We start from the raw sequence: 25,566 nt of genomic DNA on the forward strand, positions 1-25,566 counted from the left end.
TCCGGGACGGGGTCTACCGTGGGGCCCGTGATGGATGTGCGACGCGCCGGCGAGCGCTACCCGGGGGGCGATCCGGCGGCCGGGATCGAGTCCCGGCACGCCTTTTCCTTCGGCTCCCACTACGACCCCGACAACCTCCGCTTCGGCGCGATGATCGCCTGCAACGAGGAGCGGCTCGCCCCCGGTGCCGGGTTCGACGAGCATCCGCACAGCCACACCGAGATCGTGACCTGGGTGGTGGAGGGCGAACTCACGCACCGCGACTCGGCGGGGCACGAGACGAAGGTCCGCGCCGGGGACGTGCAGCGGCTGAGTTCCGCGGGCGGCGTCCGGCATGTGGAGCGCAACGACGGCGACCGGCCCCTGACCTTCCTCCAGATGTGGCTGGCCCCCCGGGAGCCCGGCGGCGACCCGGCCTACGAGATCGTCCGCGGCATCGCCGACTCCACCCCGTACGCCGTCCCGGAGGCGGCCGCGATGCTCCACGTACGGCGCCTCGCGGCGGGGGAGCGGACGGCGGTGCCGGACGGGGCGTACCTGTACGTCCATGTCGTACGCGGTGAAGTCCGGCTGGGCGGCGAGGAGTTGGGGGCGGGCGACGCGGCCCGGATCGCCGACGCCAGGGATGTGGACGCGGTGGCGGTGACGCGGGCCGAGCTGCTGCTGTGGGAGATGGCCTAGCGGTCGCGGAGTTCGGCCAGCACCGCGTCCGTGAACGGCGGCCACGCCTCCACCGCCCACGGCCCGAACGCCCGGTCCGTCAGGGCCACGCAGGCCGCCCCCGCGTCCGGGTCGATCCACAGGAACGTACCGGACTGGCCGAAGTGCCCGAAGGTGCGCGGGGAGCAGGAACTCCCCGTCCAGTGCGGGGACTTGGAGTCGCGGATCTCGAAGCCGAGGCCCCAGTCGTTGGGGTTCTGGTGGCCGTAGCCCGGCAGAACACCCTTGGTGCCCGGGTACTGGACGGTCATCGCGTCGGCGACCGTGCGAGGGTCGAGAAGGCGGGGTGCCTGGACCTCGGCGGCGAAACGCAGGAGATCCTCGACCGTCGAGACGCCGTCCTTGGCGGGAGAGCCCTCCAGACTCGTTCCCGTCATGCCCAGCGGCTCCAGGACCGCCTGGCGCAGGTACTCGGCGAAGGGGATGTCGGTCGCCTTCGCGATGTGGTCGCCGAGCTGCTCGAACCCGGCGTTGGAGTACAGCCGGCGCTCACCGGGAGGCGCGGTCACCTTGTGCTCGTCGAAGGCCAGCCCCGAGGTGTGGGCGAGCAGATGCCGGACCGTCGCCCCGGCGGGCCCCGCCGGCTCGTCGAGCTCGATCGCGCCCTCCTCGTACGCGACGAGCGCCGCGTACGCCGCGAGCGGCTTGGTGACCGAGGCCAGCGGGAAACGCCGGTCGACGGGGCCGTGGGCGCCGAGGACCGAACCGTCGGCCCGTACGACACCCGCCGCGGCGGTGGGAACCGGCCAGTTCTCGATCAACGCGAGGCTCTTCAGCGACATGCCGTCGAGCCTAAGGGCTCACAGCTTCAGCTCCAGCAAGGGGTCCGGCTTGGGCAGGAAGCCGAGGGAGTCGTACAGCGTCCTGGCCTCGGCGGACGCGGTGAGCTGGACGCGGCGGACACCGCGCTCACGGAACCACTCCAGCAGGGCCGACATGCCCGCACGCGCGTACCCGCGCCGCCGGGCCTCGGGATCGGTGGCGACGCTGAAGACGAAACCCACGACACCGTGCGGGTTGCCCGCCTTGCCGATCCGGTAGTCGACCGTCCCGCACACCAGCGCCGCCAGGGCGCCGGGACGGTCGGGATGGTCGACGACGAACGCCGCGAAGTCCCCGTCCGGCTGCGCCAGCCGGGACTTGAGGACCGGGAGCGACTCCGTGTGCCACGCTGTGGACGGGTCGGCGTCGGCCATCGAGTCGATCATCACCTGGCGCAGCCGCAGCACTTCCGCGGCATCCTCGGGCTCAGCACGTCGTACGAGACTCATATCCCGCACGCTAGCCAGCGCGCCCCGTCCCGTCCTGCGGATTTCTTACCTGTTCCGCTTGCTTGGAGTGCACTCCAAGGTTTTAGCGTGGGGGTCATGACGGTGATGGAGACCACGACCACGGGTACCAGGACCGACAGCTGTGCCGCCCCGCCGCACCCGCATCGGCGCCCCGAGGGCCAGGACAGCTACACGATCAGCGAAGTCGTCGCCTTTACCGGACTGTCCGCGCACACCCTGCGCTGGTACGAGCGCATCGGCCTGATGCCGCACATCGACCGCTCGCACACCGGCCAGCGCCGGTACAGCAACCGCGACCTGGACTGGCTCGACCTCGTCGGCAAGCTCCGGCTCACCGGCATGCCGGTCGCCGACATGGTGCGGTACGCGGAACTGGTCCGCGAGGGCGACCACACATTCACCGAACGGTACGAGCTCCTGGAGACGACCCGGCGGGACGTCCTGTCCCGCATCGCGGAACTCCAGGACACGCTCGCCGTCCTCGACCGGAAGATCAGCTTCTACGCCGACGCCGGTCGTGCCTACGAAACGGAGAAAGCCGGATGACCGACCGCACGATCCCCACCGCACGACTGGGCGCCGACGGCCCCGAGGTGGGAGCACAGGGCCTCGGCTGCATGGGCATGAGCTTCGCCTACGGCCCCGCCGACGCGGGCGAGTCGCGCGCCACCCTGGAACGCGCCCTGGAACTGGGGGTCACCCTCTACGACACGGCGGACGCCTACGGCGCCGGGGAGAACGAGAAGTTCCTCTCCCCGTTCTTCAAGGCCCACCGCGACGAGGTCGTGATCGCCACCAAGTTCGCCCTGGCGGTCGACCCGGACGACCCCACGAAGCGGATCATCCGCAACGACCCGCCGTACATCCGCAAGTGCGTCGAGGCCAGCCTCAAGCGCCTCGACGTCGACGTCATCGACCTCTACTACATGCACCGGCGTGACGTGAACGTGCCGATCGAGGAGACCGTCGGCGTCATGGCCGAGCTGGTCCGCGAGGGCAAGGTCAAGCAGCTGGGCCTGAGCGAGGTCACCGGCACCGAGCTGCGGGCGGCGCAGGGCGTCCACCCCATCGCCGCCGTGCAGTCGGAGTGGTCCCTGTTCAGCCGGGACATCGAGTCCGGCGTGGTCCCGACGGCCCGCGACCTCGGCGTCACGCTGGTCCCCTACTCCCCGCTCGGCCGCGGCTTCCTCACCGGCTCCTTCGCCAACGCCGACAAGGACCTCACCGCCGACGACTTCCGCCGCCAGCAGCCCCGCTTCACGGGCGAGAACGCGGCGTCCAACGTGGCCCTCCTGGAACCCGTCCGCACGGTCGCCGAGGCCCACGGGGTCTCCCTGGGCCAGGTCGCGCTGGCCTGGGTCCAGCAGCAGGCCGAGGTCCACGACCTGCCGGTGATCCCGATCCCGGGCACGCGCAAGGCGAGCCGGGTGGAGGAGAACGTGGCGGCGACCCGCATCTCCCTGACGGAGGCGGAACTGGCGCTGCTGGAGCCGATCGCCGAGAAGGTGGCAGGCGACCGGTACGCGGACATGACGTTCACTTCCGCAGGACGTGAGTAAAGAGGCTTTTAGGGGCGCGGGGAACTGCGCGACCAGCCCCCACCGGCCCGCAGCGCCCCACAACCTCACAACTCAGCCAACAACTCCGCCTTCTTCACGGAGAACTCCTCATCAGTGACCAACCCGGCCTGATGCAGCTCTCCCAGATGGCGAATCCGCTCAGCGATATCCGCGGGGTCCCGGCGTGGCGCAGCCGGGACCACCGCGGCCGGCCCTCTCTCCCGTACCGCCGCCAACACCGCCGCCGCGAACGGCAACGACTCGTGCACCGGCCCGTACCCCAGCCCGAACACCACCGCCGCCGGATCCTGATCGGCCTGCGCGGGCGACGCCACGTCACTCCGCAGCAGCCGCAGATGCCCCTCGAACACCTCCGGCGAGCGCCATTCCACCCCGCTCAGCTGGGAGACGGCGAAACTCTGGTCGCCCGCCTTCCACTTCGCCGACGACGCGCCCGTCCAGAACCACCGGAAGAACACGGTCTTCCCGTCGAAGGACGCCTTCCCGTCGTACGCCTTGAAGGACAGCGGCACGTCGGGCGCCGGCACGAGGAAGCGGTCCACCGGCTCGTCGCCCGGCGTCAGCTGCGCCCGTAGCTCGTCGGCGTAGTACTCGGCGAGCGTCTCCCGCTCGGCCGGCAGCACCAGCCGGTACGGATCGCACCCTTCCTTCAACTGCCCGGCCGCCGCCTCCATGAGAGGGTCCGCGCCCGGCCTGGGCTCGGCGCGCAGGACGACCGTGCCGCGCTTGCCGGGGGTCAGGGTCACCCCGGACAGGGCCCGCAGCGGAATCCGGCGCTCCCCCAGGGACTGGAAGAGCTTGGGTGTTCGAATACCGCGTTCGTAGCGGATGAGCACAGAGTCGGACTCGAACTCCCAGGCGGCATGAAATCCGGCCAGTACGTCACCCATGCGGCTCATCGTATGCGGCACGAGCTCCTCCGTCGCCTCCCTGCGCAGACCGCAATTCCTGCGCCTCTACGCGCGTCCGTCCGTCGTGGTGCCGGACAAACCGGCCCGGCACGCCTTGTCGTTGTCGGAGCAGTGCACCGAGCGGTATGCGCCGACGCCGATCTCGGCGAAGTTCAGCAGGCTCTCGGTACCCGGCTCGAAATAGCCGCTGTGCCCCTTCGCGTCCGCCGCCGACAGCACCCGGGCCCCGAACGCGGCGGACACCGGATCGGCTCCATGACCCAGACCACCGAGCTCCAGGTACGGCACGTCCTGGATCCAGTCGTCCGCGTCCCGCATCGCCCACACCTGCGCCGAGGTGTGCAGATGGGAGGCCTTCTCGACCCGCATCCCGGGACTGCCGGCCACCGCTATGTCGGCCACCCGCTCCGGAAGCTCGCGCGCGGCGACCCCGCAGACCACGGAGCCGTAGCTGTGGCAGAACAGGGAGACGGGGGCGCTGCCGGGCAGCGCGCGCACCAGCCTGTTCAGCCGGATCGCCCCCTCGGCGGCCCGTACGCCCGTCGCCGAGTCGAGGCCGATCCCGCCGGGCGCGGTGTAGTCGGCCCAGGCGATCACGGCCGTACGGACCGAGGGGCTCGCCGCCTTCTCGGCCGCGTACAGGGACTTGGCCATGCCGACCGGGGCCGAGTACTTGCGGTACGTGCGCTGGAAGGTGAGCAGGTCGGTGTCGACGCCGGGGACGACGACCGAGATCCGCTCCGCCTTCGTCAGGTTGCCGAAGACCTCGGCGACCCGGCCCGAGCCTGCCGGGTCGAAGGCGAGGATGTGCCGCTCGTCGTTCAGCAGCGCCTCGTAGCGGTGCATACGACGGCCCGCGTCGCGTTGCCCGTCCGGGGACAGGCGGCTGTCGTGCATGCGCTTCAGCTCGGTCTTGCGGGCCTGGCCGAGCGCGATGCGGTTGGCGCGGTAGCGCAGCTCGACCGGGGCGCCGTTCATGTTGCCGACCGCGAGCGGGTAGCGGTGGGCGAGCCTGGCGCGCTGGGGAGCGGTGAGCGAGGCGAAGAACGCGGCGAGCCGGGCGGGGGGAGCGGCCGGGTCGGGGAGGTGGTGTCCTGCGATGTGACCGTGCTCCCAGGCGCTGAGCGACGCCTGGAGCGGAGTGGTGGGCCGGTCGCCCTTGAGCGCGGTCCACCCGGTGGTCGCCAGCATCACGAACACCACGGCCAGCGCGAGCAGTGCGCGCCAGACGTTCAGTTGGGGAGAGGTGTCGAAGGAAGTCACTGGGAGGACACACTAGGAGAACGAGACGGTCTCGCGTTAACCGAGTGACAGGGATCACGTTTCGGCCGTCGTGACGATGACCTCAGTTTGTTCGCCAGTCGCCCGCCAGTGCCGGGCCCACCTGTTCGAGATACGAGACCGTGAGCGACCGCATGGCGTCCAGGCCGACGTCCGCGCCGGTGCTCCACTGCCGCTCGGTCATCCGCATCACGCCGCTGAAGACGGCCACCACGAGCCGTGGCCGCGGGTCCGCCGCCGTGTCGAGCCCCTCGCGCTCGGCGATGATCCGCGCCAGCGTCTCCTCGATCTCCATCGAGCGCCGCAGATGAGCCGCGAGCAGCACCGGCGTCGACTCGATCACCTGGCACATCCGCAGGTACAGCTCGACCGGTACGACGGACTCGACCACGTCGTTGAGCGAGTCCCAACCCTGCACCACGGCCTGCCGCAGGGCCTCCAGGGGTGCCTCGTGCGGCGGCCGGGCGCGCACCGCGTCGACGAAGTGGGCCGCCGCCAGCTCCACCACGGCGAGGGCGGCGTCTTCCTTGTTGGCGAAGTAGCGGAAGAAGGTGCGCTGCGAGACGTCGACGGCGGCGACGACGTCGTCGACGGTCGTCCGCTCGTAGCCGCGCGAGGTGAACAGTTCGAGGGCGGCGCGCAGCAGGGCCTCACGGGTGCGCTGCTTCTTGCGTTCGCGCAGGTTCTCCATGCTGTGTCAGTTACCGACTTGTGAATTGCTTTGTCAATTGTCAGAGGCTGTCACTAGCCTCGGAGCATGACTAGTCAGACCACGCTCGACAAGACGGGGCCGGGGGACGAGGCATCGGCCTCCCCGTCGGGCCCGGCCCCGGCCGCCGGGCTGCGCGGCCACCCCTGGTTCACCCTCATCACCGTGGCCGTCGGCGTCATGATGGTCGCCCTCGACGGCACCATCGTGGCCATCGCCAACCCGGCCATCCAGAAGGACCTCGGCGCCACCTTCGCCCAGGTGCAGTGGATCACCAACGGGTACTTCCTGGCCCTCGCGGTCTCCCTGATCACCGCGGGCAAGCTCGGTGACCGCTTCGGCCACCGGCAGACCTTCCTCATCGGCGTCGTCGGCTTCGCCGCCGCGTCCGGGGCCATCGGGCTGTCCAGCAGCATCGGCGCGGTCGTCACCTTCCGCGTCCTCCAAGGCCTGTTCGGCGCGCTGCTGATGCCGGCCGCGCTCGGACTGCTGCGGGCGACGTTCCCGGCCGAGAAGCTCAACATGGCCATCGGCATCTGGGGCATGGTCATCGGCGCCTCCACCGCGGGCGGCCCGATCCTCGGCGGCGTGCTGGTCGAGCACGTCAACTGGCAGTCGGTGTTCTTCATCAACGTGCCGGTGGGTCTCATCGCCCTCGTCCTCGGCGGGCTGATCCTCCTCGACCACCGCGCGGAGAACGCCCCGCGCTCCTTCGACCTGCTCGGCATCGCCCTGCTGTCCGGCGCGATGTTCTGCCTGGTCTGGGCCCTGATCAAGGCCCCGACGTGGGGCTGGGGCGACGGAAAGACCTGGGCGTTCATAGCCGGGTCGGTCCTGCTCTTCGCGCTCTTCGCCTTCTGGGAGACGAAGGTGAAGGAGCCGCTGATCCCGCTGGGCCTGTTCCGCTCGGTCGCCCTCTCCGCGGGCGTGGTGCTGATGGTCCTGATGGCCATCGCCTTCATGGGCGGCCTGTTCTTCGTGACGTTCTACCTCCAGAACGTGCACGGCATGAAGCCGATCGACGCGGGCCTGCACCTCCTGCCGCTCACCGGCATGATGATCGTCGGCTCTCCGCTCGCGGGCGTGCTGATCACCAAGCTCGGTCCGCGCATCCCGCTGGCCGGCGGTATGGCCGCCACCGCGATCGCGATGTACGGCATGTCGACGCTGGAGACGGACACCGGCAGCGCGGTCATGTCCCTCTGGTTCGCCCTGCTGGGCCTGGGGCTCGCCCCGGTCATGGTCGGCGCGACCGAGGTCATCGTCGGCAACGCGCCGCTGGAGCTGTCCGGTGTCGCCGGTGGCCTCCAGCAGGCCGCGATGCAGATCGGCGGCAGCCTCGGTACGGCGGTGCTCGGTGCCGTGATGGCCTCCAAGGTCGACAGCGACCTCGCGGGCAACTGGAAGGCCGCGGGGCTGCCGGCCCTCACGCCGGCCCAGCAGGCCCAGGCCTCCGAGGCCGTCCAGGTGGGCGTGCCGCCGATCGCCAAGGGCACGCCGGAGGCGATCGCCGCGAAGATCACCGACGTCGCGCACGACACGTTCATCTCGGGCATGAGCCTTGCGTCGCTGGTCGCCGCGGGCGTGGCCGCCGTCGCGATCTTCGTGGCACTGCTGACGAAGCGGGGCGCGAACGCGGAGTCGGGCGCGGGCGTGGGCCACATCTGAGGGGAATTCAGGGGAACTTCCCTCATCAGAGTGAAGAGGCTAAAGATTCCTCGCTCCCGGCACGCACCGCACGTCACAGTAGGTGAAGCCCTCCGGTACGGCATGTTCCTCAGGCAAGTGCGGGACGGGTGACCGGCGTTGCGGCGCGCTGCCGGAGGGGGGCGGCGCGCCGCAAGACCGGAGGATTAGAAGGACCATCGGGGGTACCCGCCAGTCATCGAACCCAACTTGCCTAGGGGTTCCGGGAGTTGTTGATGATGGCGGGCTTCGGACATGGAACGCGCAGGTACCCCCGCTCACGTGGCCGGACGTGGTCACGGACCGGGCCGGATCGCGCGACGCTCGGAATCATCGGAGTCATCTGCGCGGTCGCGGGCTTCTTCGTGCTGGGGATCATCCTCGGCCCGGTCGCGATCGTCTGCGGTTGGCTGGCAATGGGCCGCACGTGGTCGCGCTCGCGTCCGGTGACGGCTCTGGTCGCCTTCGTACTGGGCGCCATAGACACGCTCTTGGCAGTCATCTGGCTGGCAGGAGCGGCTTCCCCGGGGAACGGCATGTTCTAGCCGGGGGGAGTGAGGGAGGAGCCCCTGGCGGGACGGCCGGGGGCCCGCCCATCTGTGCTGTTGCCGTAGCTGCGGGCAGTCGTGCCGCTGGGGCGGCACGGGTGGGCGCAGCGGCACCCCGCCAGCGCGGGCGAGCGAAACCCACCCCCGGCCCAGCTCGGCGCCGCTCACTTCTCCACGGTCGCCCTCTGCAACTCCGCGACCTGTGCCCGCAGGGCCCGTACCTCCTCCGTCAGCGCCAGGATCGCCTCCGTCTGGCGGCGTTCCTCCACGTCGTCCTTCTCGAAGCGGGCGATGAACCACGCGGCGATGTTCGCGGTGACGACACCGAGGAGGGCGATGCCGGAGAGCATCAGGCCGACCGCGATCACCCGGCCCAGTCCGGTCGTCGGGGCGTGGTCGCCGTACCCCACCGTCGTCATCGTCGTGAACGACCACCACACCGCGTCACCCAGCGTCCGGATGTTCCCGTCCGGCGAGTCCCGCTCCACCGAGAGGACCGCCAGGGACCCGAACATCAGCAGGCCGACCACCGCCCCCGCGACATACGTCGTCAGCCGGATCTGCGAGGCCATCCGCGCCCTGCGCTGCACCAGCAGCAGCGTGGCGACCATCCGCAGCAACCGCAGCGGCTGCAGGAGAGGCAGGACCACCGCCCCCAGGTCGAGCCAGTGTCGTCGTACGAACTTCCGACGGTCCCGCGAGACCGACAGCCGTACGACGTAGTCGACGGCGAACGCCCCCCACACCACCCACTCGACACCCGTGCACATGGCCGTCAGCTCATGGCCGGCCGTGTCGTCCACGATCGGCACGGCATAGGCGACGGCGAACAGCACCGCGAGCGCCATCAGGGGCCGCTGGGTCAGATGTTCCCAACGGTCCTGCGCCGATTGTTCCTTCATGACCGCATCGTAAAGAAGCGGTAAGGGGGACGGGGAAGGGCGGCGGAGCCGTACGGCCCCACCGCCCTTCGAACCGCACCACCGTGCGTGCCGCCTACGCGTCGCCGCCCGCCGCACCCGGGTCCGCCGCCGACACGTCCAGGAGCTGGTAGCGGTCGATCGCCTGCTTCAGTGCCGAGCGGTCGACCTTGCCCTCCTTCGCCAGCTCGGTCAGCACGCCCACCACGATCGACTGCGCGTCGATGTGGAAGAACCGGCGGGCCGCGCCACGCGTATCCGCGAAGCCGAAACCGTCCGCGCCCAGCGACTGGTACGTGCCCGGCACCCACCGCGCGATCTGGTCCGGCACCGCCCGCATCCAGTCGGACACCGCCACGAACGGCCCCTGCGCACCCGACAGCTTCTGCGTCACGTACGGCACCCGCTGCTCCTCCTCGGGGTGCAGCAGGTTGTGCCGCTCGACGTCGACCGCCTCGCGCCGCAGCTCGTTCCAGGAGGTCGCCGACCAGACGTCCGCCTTGACGTTCCACTCCTCGGCGAGGATCTTCTGCGCCTCGATCGCCCACGGCACCGCGACACCGGACGCGATGATCTGCGCCGGGATGGAGCCTGAAGTGCCCTCGCTGTAGCGGTGGATGCCCTTGAGGATGCCCTCGACGTCCACGTTCTCCGGCTCGGCCGGGTGCTGGATCGGCTCGTTGTAGACGGTGAGGTAGTAGAAGACGTCCTCGGCCTCGGGGCCGTACATCCGGCGCAGACCGTCCTGCACGATGTGCGCGATCTCGAACCCGTACGCCGGGTCGTACGCCACACAGCCGGGGTTGGTGGAAGCCAGCAGCTGCGAGTGGCCGTCCGCGTGCTGGAGACCCTCACCGGTCAGCGTCGTACGGCCCGCGGTCGCACCCAGCACGAAACCGCGCGCCAACTGGTCGGACATCTGCCAGAACTGGTCACCGGTGCGCTGGAAACCGAACATCGAGTAGAAGACGTAGACCGGGATCAGCGGCTCGCCGTGCGTCGCGTATGCCGAGCCCGCCGCGATCAGCGACGCCGTGCAGCCGGCCTCCGAGATGCCGTCGTGCAGCATCTGGCCCGTCGGCGACTCCTTGTACGCGAGCAGCAGATCGCGGTCCACCGACTCGTACTGCTGGCCCAGCGGGTTGTAGATCTTCGCGCTCGGGAAGAACGAGTCCATGCCGAACGTGCGGTACTCGTCCGGCGCGATCAGCACGAACCGCTTGCCGAGCTCCTTGTCCCGCATGAGGTCCTTGAGGAGCCGGACAAAGGCCATCGTGGTCGCGATGGACTGGTGACCCGAACCCTTCTTCACGGTCGCGTACGCCTTGTCGTCCGGCAGGGCCAGCGGCTTGGCGCGTACGACACGCGTCGGGACGTAACCGCCGAGCGAGCTGCGGCGGTCGTGCATGTACTGGATCTCCTCCGAGTCCCGGCCCGGGTGGAAGTACGGCGGCGCGCCGGACTCCAGCTCCTTGTCGGAGATCGGCAGGTGCAGCCGGTCACGGAAGCCCTTGAGGTCGTCGACCGTCAGCTTCTTCATCTGGTGCGTGGCGTTGCGGCCCTCGAAGTTCGGGCCCAGCGTCCAGCCCTTGATCGTCTTGGCGAGGATCACCGTCGGCTGGCCCTTGTGCGCCTTGGCCGCCGAGAACGCCGCGAAGATCTTCTTGTGGTCGTGACCGCCACGGCCCAGGTGCAGGATCTGGTCGTCGGTCATGTTCTCGACCATCGCGCGCAGCCGGTGGTCGTCACCGAAGAAGTGCTCGCGGATGTACGCGCCGGACTCGGTGGCGTACGTCTGGTACTGGCCGTCCGGCGTGGTGTTCATCCGGTTGACCAGCACCCCGTCGCGGTCCTGGGCCAGCAGCGGGTCCCAGGAGCGGTCCCAGACCAGCTTGATGACGTTCCAGCCGGCGCCGCGGAAGACGGACTCCAGCTCCTGGATGACCTTGCCGTTGCCGCGCACCGGGCCGTCGAGGCGCTGGAGGTTGCAGTTGACGACGAAGGTGAGGTTGTCCAGGCCCTCGCGGGCGGCGATGGTCAGCTGGCCGAGCGACTCCGGCTCGTCCATCTCGCCGTCGCCGAGGAACGCCCACACATGCGACTTCGACGTGTCGGCGATCCCGCGCGCGTGCATGTACCGGTTCATCCGCGCCTGGTAGATCGCGCCGATCGGGCCGAGACCCATCGACACGGTCGGGAACTCCCAGAAGTCCGGCATGAGCCGCGGGTGCGGGTACGAGGACAGGCCGTACGGCGCCTTGGACTTCTCCTGGCGGAACGCGTCGAGGTTCTCCTCGCTGAGGCGGTCCAGCAGGTAGGCGCGCGCGTAGATGCCCGGGGAGGCGTGGCCCTGGAAGAAGACCTGGTCGCCGCCGTCGCCCTCGTCCTTGCCGCGGAAGAAGTGGTTGAAGCCCACGTCGTACAGCGAGGCCGAGGAGGCGAACGTGGCGATGTGGCCGCCGACGCCGATGCCGGGCCGCTGGGCCCTGGACACCATCACCGCGGCGTTCCAGCGGGTCGCGTTGAGGATCTTGCGCTCGATCTCCTCGTTGCCGGGGAAGAACGGCTCGTCCTTGGTGGCGATCGTGTTGACGTAGTCCGTGCTGCGCATCTCGGGCACGGCCACACGCTTCTCGCGGGCCCGCTCGATCAGCCGCAGCATCAGATAGCGGGCCCGCTCCCGGCCGCGCTCGTCGACGGCGGCGTCGAGGGAGTCGAGCCACTCCTGGGTTTCCTCGGGGTCGAAGTCAGGAACCTGACTCGGAAGGCCGCCAATGATGATCGGGTTGCGATCGGATCCGGAAGCCACGCTGTTCCTTACCTGTCAGAGGGCCGTATTTCTGTATGTCTGCACCGCTCCCCATCGTGTACCTCGGGGCGCCAAACGTCATCTCTACTGTGGGGTAACCAGAGGCGCGTACCCAGGTAAGGTTCCCAAACGCACATAGGGGGCAGAAACGTGTGGCGTGCGTCACCGTGGAGCCATGATGATGTGCCTGAAGTTGCGGTGACACGTTCCGGAACGTCACCGTTTCGGCGGTCTGAACGGCCGGGTACTTGCGCGATCCGTCCCGCCCGTGTGGACTACGGCCAATGCTTCGCGCACGCGCGTGGCTGAGTTATTCCCGAAGACATGATCAGGAGGCAACCCGTGAGCGCGACCGCGGACCACGCGGAGGAGCGGACGAACCCTGCCGCAAGGCTGGGGTTCCAGCCCGAGCAGGTGGTCCAGGAGATCGGCTACGACGACGACGTCGACCAGGAGCTCCGCGAGGCCATTGAAGAAGTCATCGGCGGCGAGCTGATGGACGAGGAGTATGACGACGTCGCCGACGCCGTGGTGCTGTGGTTCCGCGACGAGGACGGAGACCTCACCGACGTACTGGTGGACGCCACCACGTACATCGAGGAGGGTGGCTCGATCCTGCTGCTGACGCCGAAGACCGGCCGCGACGGCTACGTCGAACCCAGCGACATCTCCGAAGCCGCGACGACGGCGGGGCTCTCCGCCTCCAAGAGCGTCAGCGTCGGCAAGGACTGGAGCGGCAGCCGTCTGGTGACCCCGAAGGGCGCCAAGTCGAAGCGGTGACCTCCGCCCGGTAGTACCGGACGGGCTGAGCCACGCAGTGTGCTCGGCCCGTCCATCGGCCTGTCGTGATCGCTGCGTAGGGTGGGTCTCACCCGAACAGTCCCACCGAAAGGGATTCACGACGATGGCGATCCAGGTCGGCGAAAAGGCCCCCGACTTCGAGCTCAAGGACAACCACGGTGCGACCGTGAAGCTGTCGGACTTCCGCGGCAGCAAGAACGTCGTCCTGCTCTTCTACCCCTTCGCCTTCACCGGGGTGTGCACCGGCGAGCTCTGCGAGCTGCGCGACAACCTGCCCCAGTTCTCCGACCGCGACACCCAGCTGCTCGCCGTCTCCAACGACTCCATCCACACCCTGCGCGTCTTCGCCGAGCAGGAGGGCCTGGAGTACCCGCTGCTCAGCGACTTCTGGCCGCACGGCGAGGTCTCCCGCGCCTACGGCGTCTTCGCCGAGGACAAGGGCTGCGCGGTGCGCGGCACCTTCGTCATCGACAAGGAGGGCGTGGTCCGCTGGACCGTCGTCAACGCGCTGCCCGACGCCCGTGACCTGAACGAGTACGTGAAGGCGCTCGACACCCTGTGATTCTTCGGTTCCAAGGCCTGCGGGCCACGGGAACCCGTCACTAGGATCGAGTCGTTGATCCGGTACCAAACGCATGGCGGGGCTCCCCGCCCCTGGACACCAATGGAGGACTCGTGGGAGTCAGCCTCAGCAAGGGCGGCAACGTATCGCTGACCAAGGAGGCCCCCGGCCTGACCGCGGTCATCGTCGGTCTGGGGTGGGACGTCCGCACCACGACCGGCACGGACTTCGACCTCGACGCCAGCGCGCTGCTGCTGAACAGCTCGGGCAAGGTCAGCAGCGACGCCAACTTCGTCTTCTTCAACAACCTCAAGAGCCCCGACGGCTCCGTCGAGCACACCGGCGACAACATCACCGGTGAGGGCGAGGGCGACGACGAGCAGATCAAGGTCAACCTCGCGGCCGTCCCGGCCGACATCGAGAAGATCGTGTTCCCGGTCTCGATCTACGACGCCGAGAACCGCCAGCAGTCCTTCGGCCAGGTCCGCAACGCGTTCATCCGCGTCGTGAACCAGGCGGGCGAGGCGGAGATCGCCCGCTACGACCTCTCCGAGGACGCCTCCACCGAGACCGCCATGGTCTTCGGTGAGCTGTACCGGCACGGCGCGGAGTGGAAGTTCCGCGCCATCGGCCAGGGCTACGCCTCGGGCCTGCGCGGCATCGCGCAGGACTTCGGCGTCAACGTCTGACGTCGGCAATGTTCCACGGCTGAGTCGTGACCTTCCCGGACACGACATTGCCGGATCCGGCGCCGTACGGTTTGCGTGCGGCGCCGGACGCGCACCACAACAAAAAAGGCACCACGGGGAGGACCAGCATCATGGGCGTCACGCTCGCCAAGGGGGGCAACGTCTCCCTGTCCAAGGCCGCACCCAACCTCACACAGGTGATGGTCGGTCTCGGCTGGGACGCACGCTCCACCACCGGAGCCGACTTCGACCTCGACGCCAGCGCGCTGATGTGCGCCGGGGGGCGGGTCATGGGTGACGAGTGGTTCATCTTCTACAACCAGCTCAAGAGCCCGGACGGCTCGGTGGAGCACACCGGCGACAACCTCACCGGTGAGGGCGAGGGCGACGACGAGTCGATCCTGATCGACCTCTCCAAGGTCCCCGCCGGATGCGACAAGATCGTTTTCCCGGTCTCGATCCACATGGCCGACGAGCGCGGCCAGACCTTCGGCCAGGTCAGCAACGCCTTCATCCGGGTGGTGAACCAGGCGGACGGCCAGGAACTCGCCCGCTACGACCTCTCCGAGGACGCCTCCACCGAGACCGCGATGATCTTCGGCGAGGTCTACCGCTACGGCGGCGAGTGGAAGTTCAGGGCCGTCGGGCAGGGGTACGCGTCCGGTCTGCGGGGCATCGCCCTGGACTTCGGGGTCAACGTCTCATAACGCGTTATGAGCAAAAGCCGGTCCCCAGTGGGCGGCGAAGGCGTCGGGTCTAGACTTCGGCTTCAAAGTCTTCGTAAAGCCGAGTACGGCGCGGGGGAGACCCGTACACAAGGATTGGGTAGCCAGTGGTTCTGAAAACCTTCGGTTGGTCGTTCGCGATCACCGTGCTCGGCCTCGTCGCGGCGGTCTTCTACGGGGGGTGGGAGGCCTTCGGCATCGTGGCGATCCTCTCCATCCTGGAGATCTCGCTGTCCTTCGACAACGCGGTGGTCAACGCCGGGATCCTGAAGAAGATGAATGCCTTCTGGCAGAAGATCTTCCTCACCGTCGGTGTCCTCATCGCGGTCTTCGGCATGCGGCTGGTGTTCCCGGTCGTCATCGTCGCGATCAGCGCCAGCATGGGCCCGATCGAGGCCGTCGACCTCGCGCTCAACAACAAGGACCGGTACCAGGAACTCGTCACCGACGCCCACCCGGCGATCGCCGCGTTCGGTGGCATGTTCCTGCTGATGATCTTCCTCGACTTCATCTTCGAGGACCGGGACATCCAGTGGCTGCGCTGGATCGAGCGCCCGCTCGCCAAGCTCGGCAAGGTCGACATGCTGTCGGTCTGCATCGCGCTGATCGTCCTGCTCATCACCGCGTTCACCTTCGCCACCCACGCCCACCAGCACGGCGGCGCCCATGTCGACAAGGCACAGACCGTCCTGATCTCCGGCATCGCCGGCCTGATCACGTACATGGTCGTCGGCGGACTCTCCGGCTACTTCGAGGACAAGCTCGAGGAAGAGGAGGAGCGGGAGCACGAGGAAGAGGAAGAGGCCGCGCGCACGGGCAAGAAGAAGCCCGCCGTCGTCCTCGCCGGCCAGGCCGCGTTCTTCATGTTCCTCTACCTCGAGGTCCTCGACGCGTCCTTCTCCTTCGACGGTGTCATCGGCGCCTTCGCCATCACCAACGACATCGTCCTGATGGCCCTCGGCCTCGGCATCGGCGCCATGTACGTCCGGTCGCTGACGGTCTACCTGGTCCGCCAGGGCACCCTCGACGACTACGTCTACCTGGAGCACGGCGCGCACTACGCGATCGGCGCGCTGGCCGTGATCCTCATGGTCACCATCCAGTACGAGATCAACGAGGTCATCACCGGCCTCGTCGGCGTCGTCCTCATCGCCTGGTCCTTCTGGTCCTCCGTACGCCGCAACAAGGCTCTGGCGGCGGCCGAGGGAAACGCGGGCTCGGACGAGAAGACTGAGGTCTCGTCCGGGGTGTGACACCCCTCGGCCTGAGGGAACGCTCTGAGCGGGGCGGCGTGGAGGTGAGTCCTCGACGCCGCCCCGTCGGTGTTTGACAATGAGGTCCGCAGTGCAGCGGCCGGTGAGGTGGGGGCGGTAATGGGCTTCTTGGACGGACTCTGGCCCGGACGCGCGGTCGAGTTCGACTCGGGCAGCGCGGCGAGCAACGCGATCGAGCTGACCAAACGGCACGACCGGGTGTCCCTGACCAAGCAGGGGGCGGAGACCGGGCATCTGCGCATCAACCTCGCCTGGCGCATGCGGACGTCCGACATCGGCGGCAACCAGCGGGAGTCGCTGCTGCGGCACCCCTTCCGGGCGCTCAAGCCGCCGGAGGTCATAGGACACAGCCAGAGCATGGTCAACGTCGACCTCGACCTGGGGTGCCTGTACGAGCTGACGGACGGCTCCAAGGGCGTCGTGCAACCCCTCGGCGGCCTCTTCGGGGACGTCAACTCACCGCCGTACGTGAAGCTCAGCGGCGACGACCGGTTCGGGTCGGCGTCCGGCGAGACGGTGTACGTCAACCTCGACCACCGGGACTCCATCAAGCGGATCCTGGTGTTCGTCTACATCTACGACCAGACGCCGGCCTTCGACCGGACCCACGCGAGCGTGACGCTGTATCCGAGCAACGGGCCGCGGATCGAGATAGGCCTCGACGAGCGGCATCCGCAGGCCCGGTCCTGTGCCGTGGTGATGATCGAGAACGTGAAGGGGGAGATCATCGTGCGGCGTGAGGTGAAGTTCGTGTACGGGTTCCAGGCGGAGCTGGATCGGTTGTACGGGTGGGGGCTGCAGTGGGGGCGGGGGTACAAGACCAAGGCGGAGCGGTGAGGTTCGCCCAAGAGCTCGGGGGTCGTGGCGTGGGGCGGGTGCGGGTGCGTCGTGGTTTCTCGCGCAGTTCCCCGCGCCCCTGGGGAAGTCCCCTCAGCGCCCGATGAATTGGGGGCCCTGGGGAGGGAGCCGGAAGTCCGGGTCCAGTGTGGCGCCCGCCGGGACCGGGGCCGGCGGCTGCGGGTAGCCGTACGCCGGCTGGCTGGTGGGCTGGGGGTAGCCGTACGCCGGTTGGGTCGCCGGAGGCTGCTGCGGGTAGCCGTAGGCCGGCTGTTGCGGAACCGCGGTCGGCTGTTCCGGGGGGAGGGGCTGGGAGGCCTCCGGGGTCGGAACCGGCTCCTCCGCGGCCTCCGAGTCGTCCACCGAGATGCCGAAATCGCTGGCCAGGCCCTTCAGGCCGTCCGAGTAGCCCTCGCCCAGGGCGCGGAACTTCCAGCCCTCCCCGCGGCGGTACAGCTCCCCGCAGATCAGGGCCGTCTCACGGCCGGTCTCCGGCTTGATGTCGAAGTAGGCCAGCGGCTCGGCGTCGGCGACCGCGGCGTCGTACAGCAGGATGCGCAGCCCGCGTACGGTGTCGAACGTGACGCCGTCCGCCGATGCGACCAGCAGAATCTGGCCGACGCCGGGCTCGACACCGGAGAGATCTGTCTGGATCGTGTCGGTGAGGCCCTCGGCGACCCGCTTCTTGCCGAGCCGCCACACCTTCCCGGAGGGGTGCCGGGGCTGGTTGTAGAAGACAAAGTCCTCGTCGGAACGTACGCGGCCGTCGGGGCCGAGGAGCAGCGCGGAGGCGTCGACATCCGGGACCCCCTGCCCGGGCGTCCAGCGCACCACGGCGCGCACCGTGGTGACATCGAGCGGGACGTTCGACCCCTTCAGCATGGCGTGCGTCATGCGGTCATCCTGCCTTCTCGGTCCTGGTCACGACAACGCGGGGTGGTGCTGGACTCGGACTGCTCGACGTGGGTACCCGACAATGGTCTCCACACGGTTGTCCCCGCGGGCGTTACCTGAAATTCATGCCCGACGGGAACCCCTGACATGGCTCGGTACGTACTATTACCGGCCACCTGTTCTCAAAATCCACAGGCTTACCTTGCGCCACGGGGGAGTTTTATGCGTCATTTCGGGCACATCGCCCCTGAGGTGCGGCAGCGCCTCTTCCATCGCGAGCCCTGCGCGTTCGACGCGGACTCGCCGGCCCGGCTGCTCTCCGCGGCCCTGGGCGCCACGCTGTACAGCCCGGCCACCCGGCCCCGGCTGGCCGACGACATCGTCAAGCAGACCGGTCGCGGCGTGGTCTCGATGGTGCTGTGCCTGGAGGACTCCATCGGTGACGAGGACGTTGCCGCCGGTGAGGAGAACCTGGTCCGGCAGTTCGCCGACCTCGCCGCCCGCCAGGACGTCGAGCCGCCCCTGCTGTTCATCCGGGTCCGGACCCCCGAGCAGATCCCCGACCTCGTCCAGCGCCTCGGCGGGACGGTCCGGCTGCTGTCCGGGTTCGTGTTCCCCAAGTTCACCGAGGAGCGCGGCATCCCCTTCCTGGAGGCCCTCGCCACCGCCGAGCACGCGAGCGGCCGCCGGCTCTTCGGCATGCCCGTCCTCGAAACCCCCGAGCTGATGTACCGCGAGTCGCGCGTCGACGCCCTGGAGGGCATCGCCCGCGCCGTCGACAAGTACCGCGACCGCGTCCTCGCCCTGCGCCTCGGCGTCACCGACTTCTGCTCCTCGTACGGCCTGCGCAGAGCCCCCGACATGACGGCCTACGACGTCCAGATCGTCGCCTCCGTGATCGCCGACGTGGTCAACATGCTGGGCCGTGCCGACGGCACCGGGTTCACCGTGACCGGCCCTGTCTGGGAGTACTTCCGCGTTCCCGAGCGCATGTTCAAGCCGCTGCTGCGGACCAGCCCCTTCCTGGAGGGGCAGGCCGTGGAACTGCGCGAGAAACTGATAGAGCACGCCATGGACGGGCTGCTGCGGGAGATCTCCCTCGACCACGCCAACGGCCTGCTGGGAAAGACCTGCATCCACCCCTCCCACGTGCCGGCGGTGCACGCACTGTCCGTCGTCAGTCACGAGGAGTACAGCGACGCGGCCGACATCCTGCGGCCCGAGCGAGGCGGCGGAGGCGTCCTGCGCTCGCAGTACACGAACAAGATGAACGAGGTGAAGCCGCACCGCGCCTGGGCCGAGCGGACCATGCTGCGCGCGGAGGTCTTCGGCGTCGCCAACGAGGACGTCAGCTTCGTCGACCTGCTCGCCGCCGGAATACCCGGCTGAAGCTCCGATTCAAGGGACGCATGAACAACGCAGTGAACAGCAGGGTGCCGGACACCATCTGGTCCGGCACCTGGGTCGCCGAGCGCCTCGGGGTCGAACTCGTCGGCGACGAGGGCCTGACCGACCTCCTCGGCCTGGCCCTGCGCCGCAACCCCAAGCGGGCCCACCTCCTCGTCTCCCACGTGCTCGGCAAGCACGTACCGCAGTCACCGACGGTGGTGTACAGCCATGGCTTCGCCCTCGGCCGCCGGGTGCGCGACCTGCTCGGCGAGGAGGCGGCCACCGCGGTCGTCCTCGGCTACGCGGAGACCGCGACGGGCCTCGGCCACTCGGTCGCCGACGGCCTGGGCCTCGCCCCCTACCTCCACTCGACGCGCCGCCCGGTCGCCGGGGTCGCCCCGGCGGGCGGCTTCGAGGAGTCCCACTCCCACGCGACGTCCCATCTGCTGCTGCCGGAGGACGCGGGGCTGCTGGCCGGGGACGGCCCGCTGGTGCTGGTCGACGACGAGTTCTCGACGGGCAACACGGTCCTGAACACGATCAGGGACCTGCACGCGCGGTATCCGCGGGGCAGGTATGTGGTCGTGGCACTGGTCGACATGCGGTCGGAGACGGATGCGGGGCGCCTGGAGGAGTTCGCGCGGGAGATAGGCGCGCGGGTGGACCTGGTGGCGGCGGCGTCGGGGAAGGTGCGGCTGCCGGAGGGGGTGCTGGAGAAGGGGCAGGCGTTGGTTGCGCGGTACGAGGGGGAGACTGCCGCGGGGGGTGGTCGGTCGTCTGCGGGCTCGCCGGGGCCGGTCGCGCACCCGCACCCGACACACCACCGCGTCGACCTGCATTGGCCCCTCGGGCTCCCGGACGGCGGACGGCACGGCTTCACCCCCGCCCACCGCACCCGCCTCGAAGCCGCCCTCCCCGAGATGACCGCCCGCCTCGCGGAGGCCATCCCCGCGGGCGCCCGCCGCATCCACATCCTCGGCTTCGAAGAGCTGATGTACGCGCCCCTGCGGCTCGCCCGCGAACTGGAGCAGGTCGCGCAAGGCGCCGAGGTCACCTACTCCACCACCACCCGCTCACCCGTCCTCGCGGTCGACGACCCCGGTTACGCGATACGCAGCCGCATCGTCTTCCCGGCTCATGACGATCCCGCCGACGGCCCCGGTGACCGCTACGCGTACAACATCGCCGGCGCCGGATTCGACGTCGTGGTCGCGGTCGTCGACTCCGCCGCCGACACCCCCGAACTGCACGCCCCCGACGGCCTGTTGGCGCAGCTGGCCGAAACCGCCCCGCACATACTGCTCGCGGTCGTCCCGTCGTACGTCCCCGAAAGGCCCTCCATGCTCCCCGAGCCCCTCCGCGGCCCCGCCTTCTCCTCGTACGCCCCCGACGAGGTCGGCTGGCTGCTCCAGGACCTGTCGGACGTGACGCTGGAAGCGCCGACCGAGGAGCGCGAGGAGGCCATCCAGAGCGGCGGCGCGCACTACGCCGAGTCGCTGCCGGTGGAGTACCAGCCCAGCGAGCAGTACCAGCAGCTCTTCCACACGGCCCTGGACGCGTCCGCGGCGCGGCTCGCCCAGGCCGTGGGGGCCGTGACGGAGATCGTGCTCGAAGAGCGCTCGCCCCGGCCCGTCCTCGTCTCGCTCGCCCGCGCCGGAACCCCCGTCGGCGTCCTGATGCGCCGCTGGGCCCAGTTCCGGCACGGCCTCGACCTGCCCCACTACGCCGTCTCGATCGTCCGCGGCCGCGGCATCGACGCCAACGCGCTGCGCTGGCTCGCCGCCCACCACGACCCCGCGGACGTCGTCTTCGTCGACGGCTGGACCGGCAAGGGTGCCATCACCCGTGAACTCGCGGACGCGATCAAGGAGTTCGAGGCGGCGGGCGGCGCAGGCGGCTTCGACCCGGAGATCGCGGTCCTCGCCGACCCGGGCTCGTGCGTGAAGACGTACGGCACCCGCGAGGACTTCCTCATCCCCTCCGCCTGCCTCAACTCCACCGTCTCCGGCCTGATTTCCCGCACGGTGCTGCGCGCGGACCTGGTCGGTCCGGACGACTTCCACGGCGCGAAGTTCTACCGCGAACTCGCCGGCGCCGACGTCTCCGTGGACTTCCTGGACGCGGTCTCCGCCACCTTCCCGGAGGTTGTGGACACCGTCGAGCAGCAGGTCAAGGAGCTGATGTCCGGTGACCGCGAGCCCACTTGGGAGGGCTGGGCGGCCGTCGAACGCATCAGTGAGGAGTACGGCATCCACGACGTGAACCTCGTCAAGCCCGGCGTCGGCGAGACCACCCGGGTGCTGCTGCGCCGCGTGCCCTGGAAGATCCTCGCGAAGGCCGGTGCGGGCGCCGACCTCGACCATGTGCGGCTGCTGGCCGAGCAGAGAGGTGTACCGGTGGAAGAGGTGCCCGAACTGCCGTACACCTGCGTGGGGTTGATCCACCCCAAGTACACGCGGGGCGCGACCGGCGCCGACGGCAAGGCGGTGGCGGTCTGATGCCGGTGCTGGTGGCGAGCGACCTCGACCGTACGCTCATCTACTCCTCGGCGGCCCTCGCGCTGACCATGCCGGACGCGCGGGCGCCGCGGCTGCTCTGCGTCGAGGTGCACGAGAGCAAGCCGCTGTCGTACATGACGGAGACGGCGGCCGGACTGCTGGGCGACCTCGGTGACGCGGCGGTGTTCGTGCCGACGACGACCCGGACCCGCAAGCAGTACCAGCGCATCAACCTGCCCGGCCCGGCGCCCACGTACGCCATCTGCGCCAACGGCGGCCACCTCCTGGTGGACGGCGTCACGGACCCCGACTGGCACGCCCGCGTCCAGGCCCGGCTGGCCGACGAGTGCGCGCCGCTGGACGAGGTGCGCGAGCATCTGCTGCGCACCGCCGACCCCGTGTGGGTGCGCAAGCACCGGGTCGCCGAGGACCTGTTCGCCTACCTCGTCGTCGAGCGCGAGCTGCTGCCCGAGGACTGGGTGAAGGAACTCGCGGTGTGGGCGGAGAACCTCGGCTGGACGGTCTCCCTCCAGGGCCGCAAGATCTACGCCGTCCCGAAGCCCCTGACGAAGAGCGCGGCGATGCGGGAGGTGGCCCGGCGCACGGGTGCGGAGCTGACGCTGGCGGCCGGCGACTCCTTGCTGGACGCCGACTTGCTCCTGGCGGCGGACAGGGGTTGGAGGCCGGGGCATGGGGAGCTGGCGGAGGCGGATTGGGCAGCCCCGACGATCAGCGCGCTGCCTGAGAGGGGTGTGCTGGCCGGGGAGCGCATTCTCCGGGAGTTCCTGAAAGCAACGCGGCAGTAAACGCCCTGCTTTTAGGGACGCGGGGAACTGCGCGACCAGCCCCCACGCACCCACAGCCGAATTCGCACCTGAACCTAGCTACAACACCCTCCACCACAACAACCGCCGCCGGCCTTGGGCGCCGGCGCCGCACTCGCCGTACCCCCCACAGCCACCGTCGACAGCAACTTCACCGTGTCCTCATGCCCCACGGGGCACGTCGCCGGCGCCGAAGACTCAGCCATCGGCCGGCTCAACTCAAACGTGTCGCCGCAACTCCGGCAGCGGTACTCATAACGAGGCATGCCAACAGGCTAACCGTCAGTGCGGCGCAGCCCCTCGCTCGTCCCGGATCTGCGCGACCACCCGAGCCACCGCCTGCCGCACCGCCTCCGTCTCCGTGAGGAAGTGCCAGTAGTCCGGGTGCCGCCCCTCCAGCGTGCCGATCGCCCGCTCGAGACGGGCCACCGCCTCGTCCAGCGGGCGGGCGTGCCGGGGGTCGGGCGTGTTGCGTCCGGTCATCGCCAGCCGCTGCGCGTCCCGGATGGCGAACCGCGTCCGGTCGATCTCCTGCTGGGGGTCCTTCTGCACGGCGTTCAGCCGGCGCAGCCGGTCACCGGCCGCCGACACGGACTCGTCCGTGGCGTTCAGCAGCGCCCGCACCGTGGACAGCAGGGCCGTCGCGTCCGGCCACCGCTGGGCGTCCCGCGCGGCCCGCGCCTCGGTGAGCTTCAGCTCGGCCTGTCGTACGTTCTCCGTGGCCTGGCCGGGCACCTGCTGGAGGTCCTGCCAGCAGGCCGCGGAGAAGCGGCGCCGCAGCTCGCTGAGGACCGGCTCGACCTGACCGGCACGGGTGGTGAGGGCCTGGGCGCGGGTGCGGAGCGAGACCAGCCGGTGGTCGATCTCGGCGGCCTTCTCGGGCAGCCGCTCGGCCTCCACGCGGACCGCCTCGGCCTCCCGGGCGACGCGCTCGGCGCGCTCCACGGTCTGCGGGACCCCGTGCGCCCCGGCGCCTTGGTTGAGCTTGGTCAGCTCGGGCCCGAGGGCGGCGAGCCGGGCGGCGAGGTCGTCGGCCTTCAGGCCCGACTGCCGTACCGCGTCGAGGGCGTTGGACGCCGCCAGCAGTCCCTGCCGGGCCCGCTCCACCGCGGGGGCGAGCCGGGCCAGCTGGGTCTCGGCCTTGCCGAGCAGTGGCCCGAGGCCGTCCGCGAACCGGTCGAGATCCTGCTTGACCCGTCCGAGCTCGTCCTTGGCGGCGGTCAGCTCGGTGCGCGCGCGGGCCGCGACCGACGCCTCCAGGTCGTCGCGGTCGAGGTCATGGGCGTCGACGGCGTTGATGTACTGGCTGCTGGCCTCGTCGATACGGCGGCCCAGCGCCTCGAAGTCGGAGACGGCCCGGCGGGCGGCGGGGGAGTCGTCGACGGCCGTGATGGTCTCTATCGAGATCCGCAGGTCGCGCTGGGCGGTGTCCAGTTCGTAGAACGCGGCCGCGGCGGCGTCCTTCGCTGCCTGCGCCTCGGCCCGCTGGTTCTCGGCCCGGCCTCCGAACCAGCGGCGGGTGCCGCCGCCTGCGAACGCCGCGGGCAGCGCGAGGGCGGCGGCCAGGGGCAGGGCGAGAAGGGTGAGGGTGTCGCGCAGCGCGGAAGGAGTGCGCGGCGCCGACGGCGACTGCGGTTGTGCCGGCGAGTACGGCTGCGCTGGTGTCGCCGTCACATCCCTCTCCCGTGCTGTGTCCGTCCTGGCCCGGTTGTCATTCTCCCACCGGTTAAGGACGAACACACGGGCCCGTTAGTTCGCGGTCCTGACGGTGACTTTGCCGTCGCCGGTGTGGGCGGATATGACGTGCGCGCTGGACTCGTCGCGCGGGACGGAGACGTCCACCCCGCCGTCGCCGGTCTCGGTCGAGACGCGGTACGTGGCCTTGGGCAGTTCGACGGTGACGGAGCCGTCTCCGCTGCGGGACTCCACCAGGTCCGGTACGGCGCCCAGTTCGAGGTGGACGGAGCCGTCGCCGGTGCGGGTACGGACCTGGGGGGAGGTGACCTCCGCGCGCACGGAGCCGTCGCCGGTCTTCAGGTCGAGCGGTCCGCTGGAGTCGGTGACATGGACGGACCCGTCGCCGGTGCTGATGCTCAGCGGGGTCTGGAAGCCCTGCGCCCGCACGCTGCCGTCCCCGTCCTCGACCTTCACGGCGATTCCGCGCGGCACCTCGATGCGATGCTTGGCCGCGCAGTCGGCGACGACGCCGGTGCAGTGCATCCGCAGCTTGAGCCGGTCGTCCTTCATGGACCAGGTGACCTCGGGGTCCTTGCCGAGCGCGACGGACCCCTGGAACCAGCGCGTGACCTCGACCGTTTTCGCCTTGGCGTCGTCCACGGCGACGATCTCCAGCGCGGAGTCGTCCGAGTCGACGGTGAGGGTCTCGCCGTGCAGGGTGAAGGCGCGGTGGTCGGGGTGCTTGTCGTCGCCCGCGGAGGCCCCGCACGCGCTGACGGCCCCGATGAGAGCGACGGCCCCTGCGGCGAGGACGACGCGGGCGGTGACGGAACGACGGGTCATGAGAGTCTCCCCCTGAAGGCACCTGACGGCACTGACAAGCCTCTTCGACCGTACGGACCGCGGGGTGGCCGGGGGATCCGGGACGCTCCCGGATACG

Annotated in this window: 25 protein-coding genes; 14 read left to right on the forward strand and 11 right to left on the reverse strand. The window is 69.8% G+C overall.

Features of this window, described 5'->3' with window-relative positions:
- Positions 1–30: 30 nt before the first annotated feature.
- Positions 31–681 (forward strand): pirin family protein, encoded by a 651-nt coding sequence (locus ACFUO4_RS14235; protein ID WP_383485680.1) that lies wholly within the window; start codon positions 31–33, stop codon positions 679–681.
- Here ACFUO4_RS14235 and ACFUO4_RS14240 read toward each other — a convergent pair.
- Together ACFUO4_RS14240 and ACFUO4_RS14245 are read right to left on the reverse strand one after the other, a co-directional pair.
- A complete protein-coding gene (locus tag ACFUO4_RS14240) occupies positions 678–1,502 on the reverse strand; it encodes a serine hydrolase domain-containing protein (RefSeq protein ID WP_383483920.1) in 825 nt (274 codons plus the stop codon). The two genes, ACFUO4_RS14235 and ACFUO4_RS14240, sit on opposite strands and share 4 nt — an antisense overlap.
- Positions 1,503–1,520: 18 nt before the next feature.
- Positions 1,521–1,991 (reverse strand): GNAT family N-acetyltransferase, encoded by a 471-nt coding sequence (locus ACFUO4_RS14245; RefSeq protein ID WP_383483923.1) that lies wholly within the window; start codon positions 1,989–1,991, stop codon positions 1,521–1,523.
- A 96-nt stretch (positions 1,992–2,087) separates the two neighbouring features.
- Here ACFUO4_RS14245 and ACFUO4_RS14250 point away from each other — a divergent pair, with 96 nt between their 5' ends.
- Both ACFUO4_RS14250 and ACFUO4_RS14255 read left to right on the forward strand, forming a co-directional pair.
- Complete coding sequence (locus tag ACFUO4_RS14250; RefSeq protein WP_059192191.1) at positions 2,088–2,558, forward strand: MerR family transcriptional regulator; 471 nt, start codon at positions 2,088–2,090, stop codon at positions 2,556–2,558.
- Positions 2,555–3,571 carry an aldo/keto reductase gene (locus ACFUO4_RS14255; protein ID WP_383483926.1) on the forward strand — a complete coding sequence of 339 codons (1,017 nt, stop codon included), beginning with the start codon at positions 2,555–2,557 and terminating at the stop codon, positions 3,569–3,571. Before ACFUO4_RS14250 ends, ACFUO4_RS14255 begins: the two co-directional genes overlap by 4 nt.
- 65 nt (positions 3,572–3,636) lie before the next feature.
- On the opposite strand, the gene ACFUO4_RS14260 is transcribed toward ACFUO4_RS14255, so the two are convergent.
- The 3 genes from ACFUO4_RS14260 to ACFUO4_RS14270 form a co-directional block, all read right to left on the reverse strand.
- Complete coding sequence (locus ACFUO4_RS14260; RefSeq protein WP_383485683.1) at positions 3,637–4,491, reverse strand: DUF4429 domain-containing protein; 855 nt, start codon at positions 4,489–4,491, stop codon at positions 3,637–3,639.
- A gap of 57 nt (positions 4,492–4,548) precedes the next feature.
- On the reverse strand, positions 4,549–5,766 hold the full coding sequence (locus tag ACFUO4_RS14265) for an alpha/beta hydrolase (protein WP_383483929.1): 1,218 nt from the start codon (positions 5,764–5,766) through the stop codon (positions 4,549–4,551).
- Between the two features lie 82 nt (positions 5,767–5,848).
- Positions 5,849–6,475: a TetR family transcriptional regulator gene (locus ACFUO4_RS14270; protein ID WP_383483932.1), complete on the reverse strand. Its 627-nt coding sequence runs from the start codon at positions 6,473–6,475 to the stop codon at positions 5,849–5,851.
- Between the two features lie 66 nt (positions 6,476–6,541).
- On the opposite strand from ACFUO4_RS14270, the gene ACFUO4_RS14275 reads away from it, so the two are divergent.
- A complete protein-coding gene (locus ACFUO4_RS14275) occupies positions 6,542–8,161 on the forward strand; it encodes an MFS transporter (RefSeq protein WP_079309776.1) in 1,620 nt (539 codons plus the stop codon).
- 254 nt (positions 8,162–8,415) lie between these two features.
- Positions 8,416–8,724: a small hydrophobic protein gene (locus tag ACFUO4_RS14280; RefSeq protein ID WP_079309777.1), complete on the forward strand. Its 309-nt coding sequence runs from the start codon at positions 8,416–8,418 to the stop codon at positions 8,722–8,724.
- A 167-nt stretch (positions 8,725–8,891) separates the two neighbouring features.
- On the opposite strand, the gene ACFUO4_RS14285 is transcribed toward ACFUO4_RS14280, so the two are convergent.
- Together ACFUO4_RS14285 and aceE are read right to left on the reverse strand one after the other, a co-directional pair.
- Positions 8,892–9,629, reverse strand: a complete 738-nt coding sequence (locus tag ACFUO4_RS14285) for a potassium channel family protein (protein ID WP_383483937.1) — start codon at positions 9,627–9,629, stop codon at positions 8,892–8,894.
- A 94-nt stretch (positions 9,630–9,723) separates the two neighbouring features.
- Positions 9,724–12,456, reverse strand: a complete 2,733-nt coding sequence (aceE, locus tag ACFUO4_RS14290; protein WP_383483940.1) for a pyruvate dehydrogenase (acetyl-transferring), homodimeric type — start codon at positions 12,454–12,456, stop codon at positions 9,724–9,726.
- A gap of 342 nt (positions 12,457–12,798) precedes the next feature.
- Between aceE and ACFUO4_RS14295 the strand changes: the two genes are divergently transcribed.
- The 6 genes from ACFUO4_RS14295 to ACFUO4_RS14320 all read left to right on the forward strand — a co-directional run bounded on the left by ACFUO4_RS14295 (position 12,799) and on the right by ACFUO4_RS14320 (position 17,344).
- Positions 12,799–13,236 carry a DUF3052 domain-containing protein gene (locus ACFUO4_RS14295; RefSeq protein WP_059191515.1) on the forward strand — a complete coding sequence of 146 codons (438 nt, stop codon included), beginning with the start codon at positions 12,799–12,801 and terminating at the stop codon, positions 13,234–13,236.
- Positions 13,237–13,360: 124 nt separating this feature from the next.
- Complete coding sequence (locus ACFUO4_RS14300; RefSeq protein WP_079309780.1) at positions 13,361–13,819, forward strand: peroxiredoxin; 459 nt, start codon at positions 13,361–13,363, stop codon at positions 13,817–13,819.
- Positions 13,820–13,932: 113 nt separating this feature from the next.
- Complete coding sequence (locus tag ACFUO4_RS14305; RefSeq protein ID WP_059191513.1) at positions 13,933–14,508, forward strand: calcium homeostasis/redox stress adaptation protein; 576 nt, start codon at positions 13,933–13,935, stop codon at positions 14,506–14,508.
- Positions 14,509–14,639: 131 nt separating this feature from the next.
- Positions 14,640–15,215 carry a TerD family protein gene (locus ACFUO4_RS14310; RefSeq protein WP_079309781.1) on the forward strand — a complete coding sequence of 192 codons (576 nt, stop codon included), beginning with the start codon at positions 14,640–14,642 and terminating at the stop codon, positions 15,213–15,215.
- A 125-nt stretch (positions 15,216–15,340) separates the two neighbouring features.
- A complete protein-coding gene (locus tag ACFUO4_RS14315; RefSeq protein WP_059191511.1) occupies positions 15,341–16,486 on the forward strand; it encodes a DUF475 domain-containing protein in 1,146 nt (381 codons plus the stop codon).
- Positions 16,487–16,606: 120 nt separating this feature from the next.
- Positions 16,607–17,344 (forward strand): Tellurium resistance, encoded by a 738-nt coding sequence (locus ACFUO4_RS14320; RefSeq protein ID WP_079309782.1) that lies wholly within the window; start codon positions 16,607–16,609, stop codon positions 17,342–17,344.
- Between the two features lie 93 nt (positions 17,345–17,437).
- Here ACFUO4_RS14320 and ACFUO4_RS14325 read toward each other — a convergent pair whose 3' ends face one another.
- Positions 17,438–18,238: a TerD family protein gene (locus tag ACFUO4_RS14325; RefSeq protein WP_383483946.1), complete on the reverse strand. Its 801-nt coding sequence runs from the start codon at positions 18,236–18,238 to the stop codon at positions 17,438–17,440.
- Between the two features lie 222 nt (positions 18,239–18,460).
- On the opposite strand from ACFUO4_RS14325, the gene ACFUO4_RS14330 reads away from it, so the two are divergent.
- From ACFUO4_RS14330 to ACFUO4_RS14340, 3 genes are read left to right on the forward strand one after another with little or no spacing between them, the layout of a single operon-like run.
- Entirely contained in the window at positions 18,461–19,627 is a 1,167-nt protein-coding gene (locus ACFUO4_RS14330) for an HpcH/HpaI aldolase/citrate lyase family protein (protein WP_079309784.1), read from the forward strand.
- Positions 19,628–19,647: 20 nt separating this feature from the next.
- Positions 19,648–22,125, forward strand: coding sequence for a phosphoribosyltransferase (locus ACFUO4_RS14335; RefSeq protein WP_383483950.1), 2,478 nt, complete (start codon positions 19,648–19,650; stop codon positions 22,123–22,125).
- Positions 22,125–22,931: an HAD family hydrolase gene (locus tag ACFUO4_RS14340; RefSeq protein ID WP_383483953.1), complete on the forward strand. Its 807-nt coding sequence runs from the start codon at positions 22,125–22,127 to the stop codon at positions 22,929–22,931. Before ACFUO4_RS14335 ends, ACFUO4_RS14340 begins: the two co-directional genes overlap by 1 nt.
- Before the next feature lie 74 nt (positions 22,932–23,005).
- On the opposite strand, the gene ACFUO4_RS14345 is transcribed toward ACFUO4_RS14340, so the two are convergent.
- The 3 genes from ACFUO4_RS14345 to ACFUO4_RS14355 all read right to left on the reverse strand — a co-directional run bounded on the left by ACFUO4_RS14345 (position 23,006) and on the right by ACFUO4_RS14355 (position 25,469).
- On the reverse strand, positions 23,006–23,215 hold the full coding sequence (locus ACFUO4_RS14345; RefSeq protein ID WP_383483956.1) for a zinc ribbon domain-containing protein: 210 nt from the start codon (positions 23,213–23,215) through the stop codon (positions 23,006–23,008).
- A 16-nt stretch (positions 23,216–23,231) separates the two neighbouring features.
- Positions 23,232–24,623 (reverse strand): hypothetical protein, encoded by a 1,392-nt coding sequence (locus tag ACFUO4_RS14350; protein ID WP_383483959.1) that lies wholly within the window; start codon positions 24,621–24,623, stop codon positions 23,232–23,234.
- 75 nt (positions 24,624–24,698) lie between these two features.
- Positions 24,699–25,469 (reverse strand): DUF4097 family beta strand repeat-containing protein, encoded by a 771-nt coding sequence (locus ACFUO4_RS14355; protein ID WP_383483962.1) that lies wholly within the window; start codon positions 25,467–25,469, stop codon positions 24,699–24,701.
- Positions 25,470–25,566 lie beyond the last annotated feature (97 nt).

The organism is Streptomyces sp. NPDC057280 (genome assembly GCF_042668605.1).
Lineage (GTDB): Bacteria > Actinomycetota > Actinomycetes > Streptomycetales > Streptomycetaceae > Streptomyces.

Coding starts and splice junctions, on each gene's coding strand:
- ACFUO4_RS14325 (WP_383483946.1), bottom strand. CDS start 18,238: ATGACGCACGCCATGCTGAAGGGGTCGAACGTCCCGCTCGATGTCACC.
- ACFUO4_RS14345 (WP_383483956.1), bottom strand. CDS start 23,215: ATGCCTCGTTATGAGTACCGCTGCCGGAGTTGCGGCGACACGTTTGAG.
- ACFUO4_RS14245 (WP_383483923.1), bottom strand. CDS start 1,991: ATGAGTCTCGTACGACGTGCTGAGCCCGAGGATGCCGCGGAAGTGCTG.
- ACFUO4_RS14255 (WP_383483926.1), top strand. CDS start 2,555: ATGACCGACCGCACGATCCCCACCGCACGACTGGGCGCCGACGGCCCC.
- ACFUO4_RS14250 (WP_059192191.1), top strand. CDS start 2,088: ATGACGGTGATGGAGACCACGACCACGGGTACCAGGACCGACAGCTGT.
- ACFUO4_RS14280 (WP_079309777.1), top strand. CDS start 8,416: ATGATGGCGGGCTTCGGACATGGAACGCGCAGGTACCCCCGCTCACGT.
- ACFUO4_RS14310 (WP_079309781.1), top strand. CDS start 14,640: ATGGGCGTCACGCTCGCCAAGGGGGGCAACGTCTCCCTGTCCAAGGCC.
- ACFUO4_RS14335 (WP_383483950.1), top strand. CDS start 19,648: ATGAACAACGCAGTGAACAGCAGGGTGCCGGACACCATCTGGTCCGGC.
- ACFUO4_RS14355 (WP_383483962.1), bottom strand. CDS start 25,469: ATGACCCGTCGTTCCGTCACCGCCCGCGTCGTCCTCGCCGCAGGGGCC.
- ACFUO4_RS14330 (WP_079309784.1), top strand. CDS start 18,461: ATGCGTCATTTCGGGCACATCGCCCCTGAGGTGCGGCAGCGCCTCTTC.
- ACFUO4_RS14275 (WP_079309776.1), top strand. CDS start 6,542: ATGACTAGTCAGACCACGCTCGACAAGACGGGGCCGGGGGACGAGGCA.
- ACFUO4_RS14270 (WP_383483932.1), bottom strand. CDS start 6,475: ATGGAGAACCTGCGCGAACGCAAGAAGCAGCGCACCCGTGAGGCCCTG.
- ACFUO4_RS14235 (WP_383485680.1), top strand. CDS start 31: ATGGATGTGCGACGCGCCGGCGAGCGCTACCCGGGGGGCGATCCGGCG.
- ACFUO4_RS14300 (WP_079309780.1), top strand. CDS start 13,361: ATGGCGATCCAGGTCGGCGAAAAGGCCCCCGACTTCGAGCTCAAGGAC.
- ACFUO4_RS14285 (WP_383483937.1), bottom strand. CDS start 9,629: ATGAAGGAACAATCGGCGCAGGACCGTTGGGAACATCTGACCCAGCGG.
- ACFUO4_RS14240 (WP_383483920.1), bottom strand. CDS start 1,502: ATGTCGCTGAAGAGCCTCGCGTTGATCGAGAACTGGCCGGTTCCCACC.
- ACFUO4_RS14260 (WP_383485683.1), bottom strand. CDS start 4,491: ATGAGCCGCATGGGTGACGTACTGGCCGGATTTCATGCCGCCTGGGAG.
- ACFUO4_RS14340 (WP_383483953.1), top strand. CDS start 22,125: ATGCCGGTGCTGGTGGCGAGCGACCTCGACCGTACGCTCATCTACTCC.
- ACFUO4_RS14320 (WP_079309782.1), top strand. CDS start 16,607: ATGGGCTTCTTGGACGGACTCTGGCCCGGACGCGCGGTCGAGTTCGAC.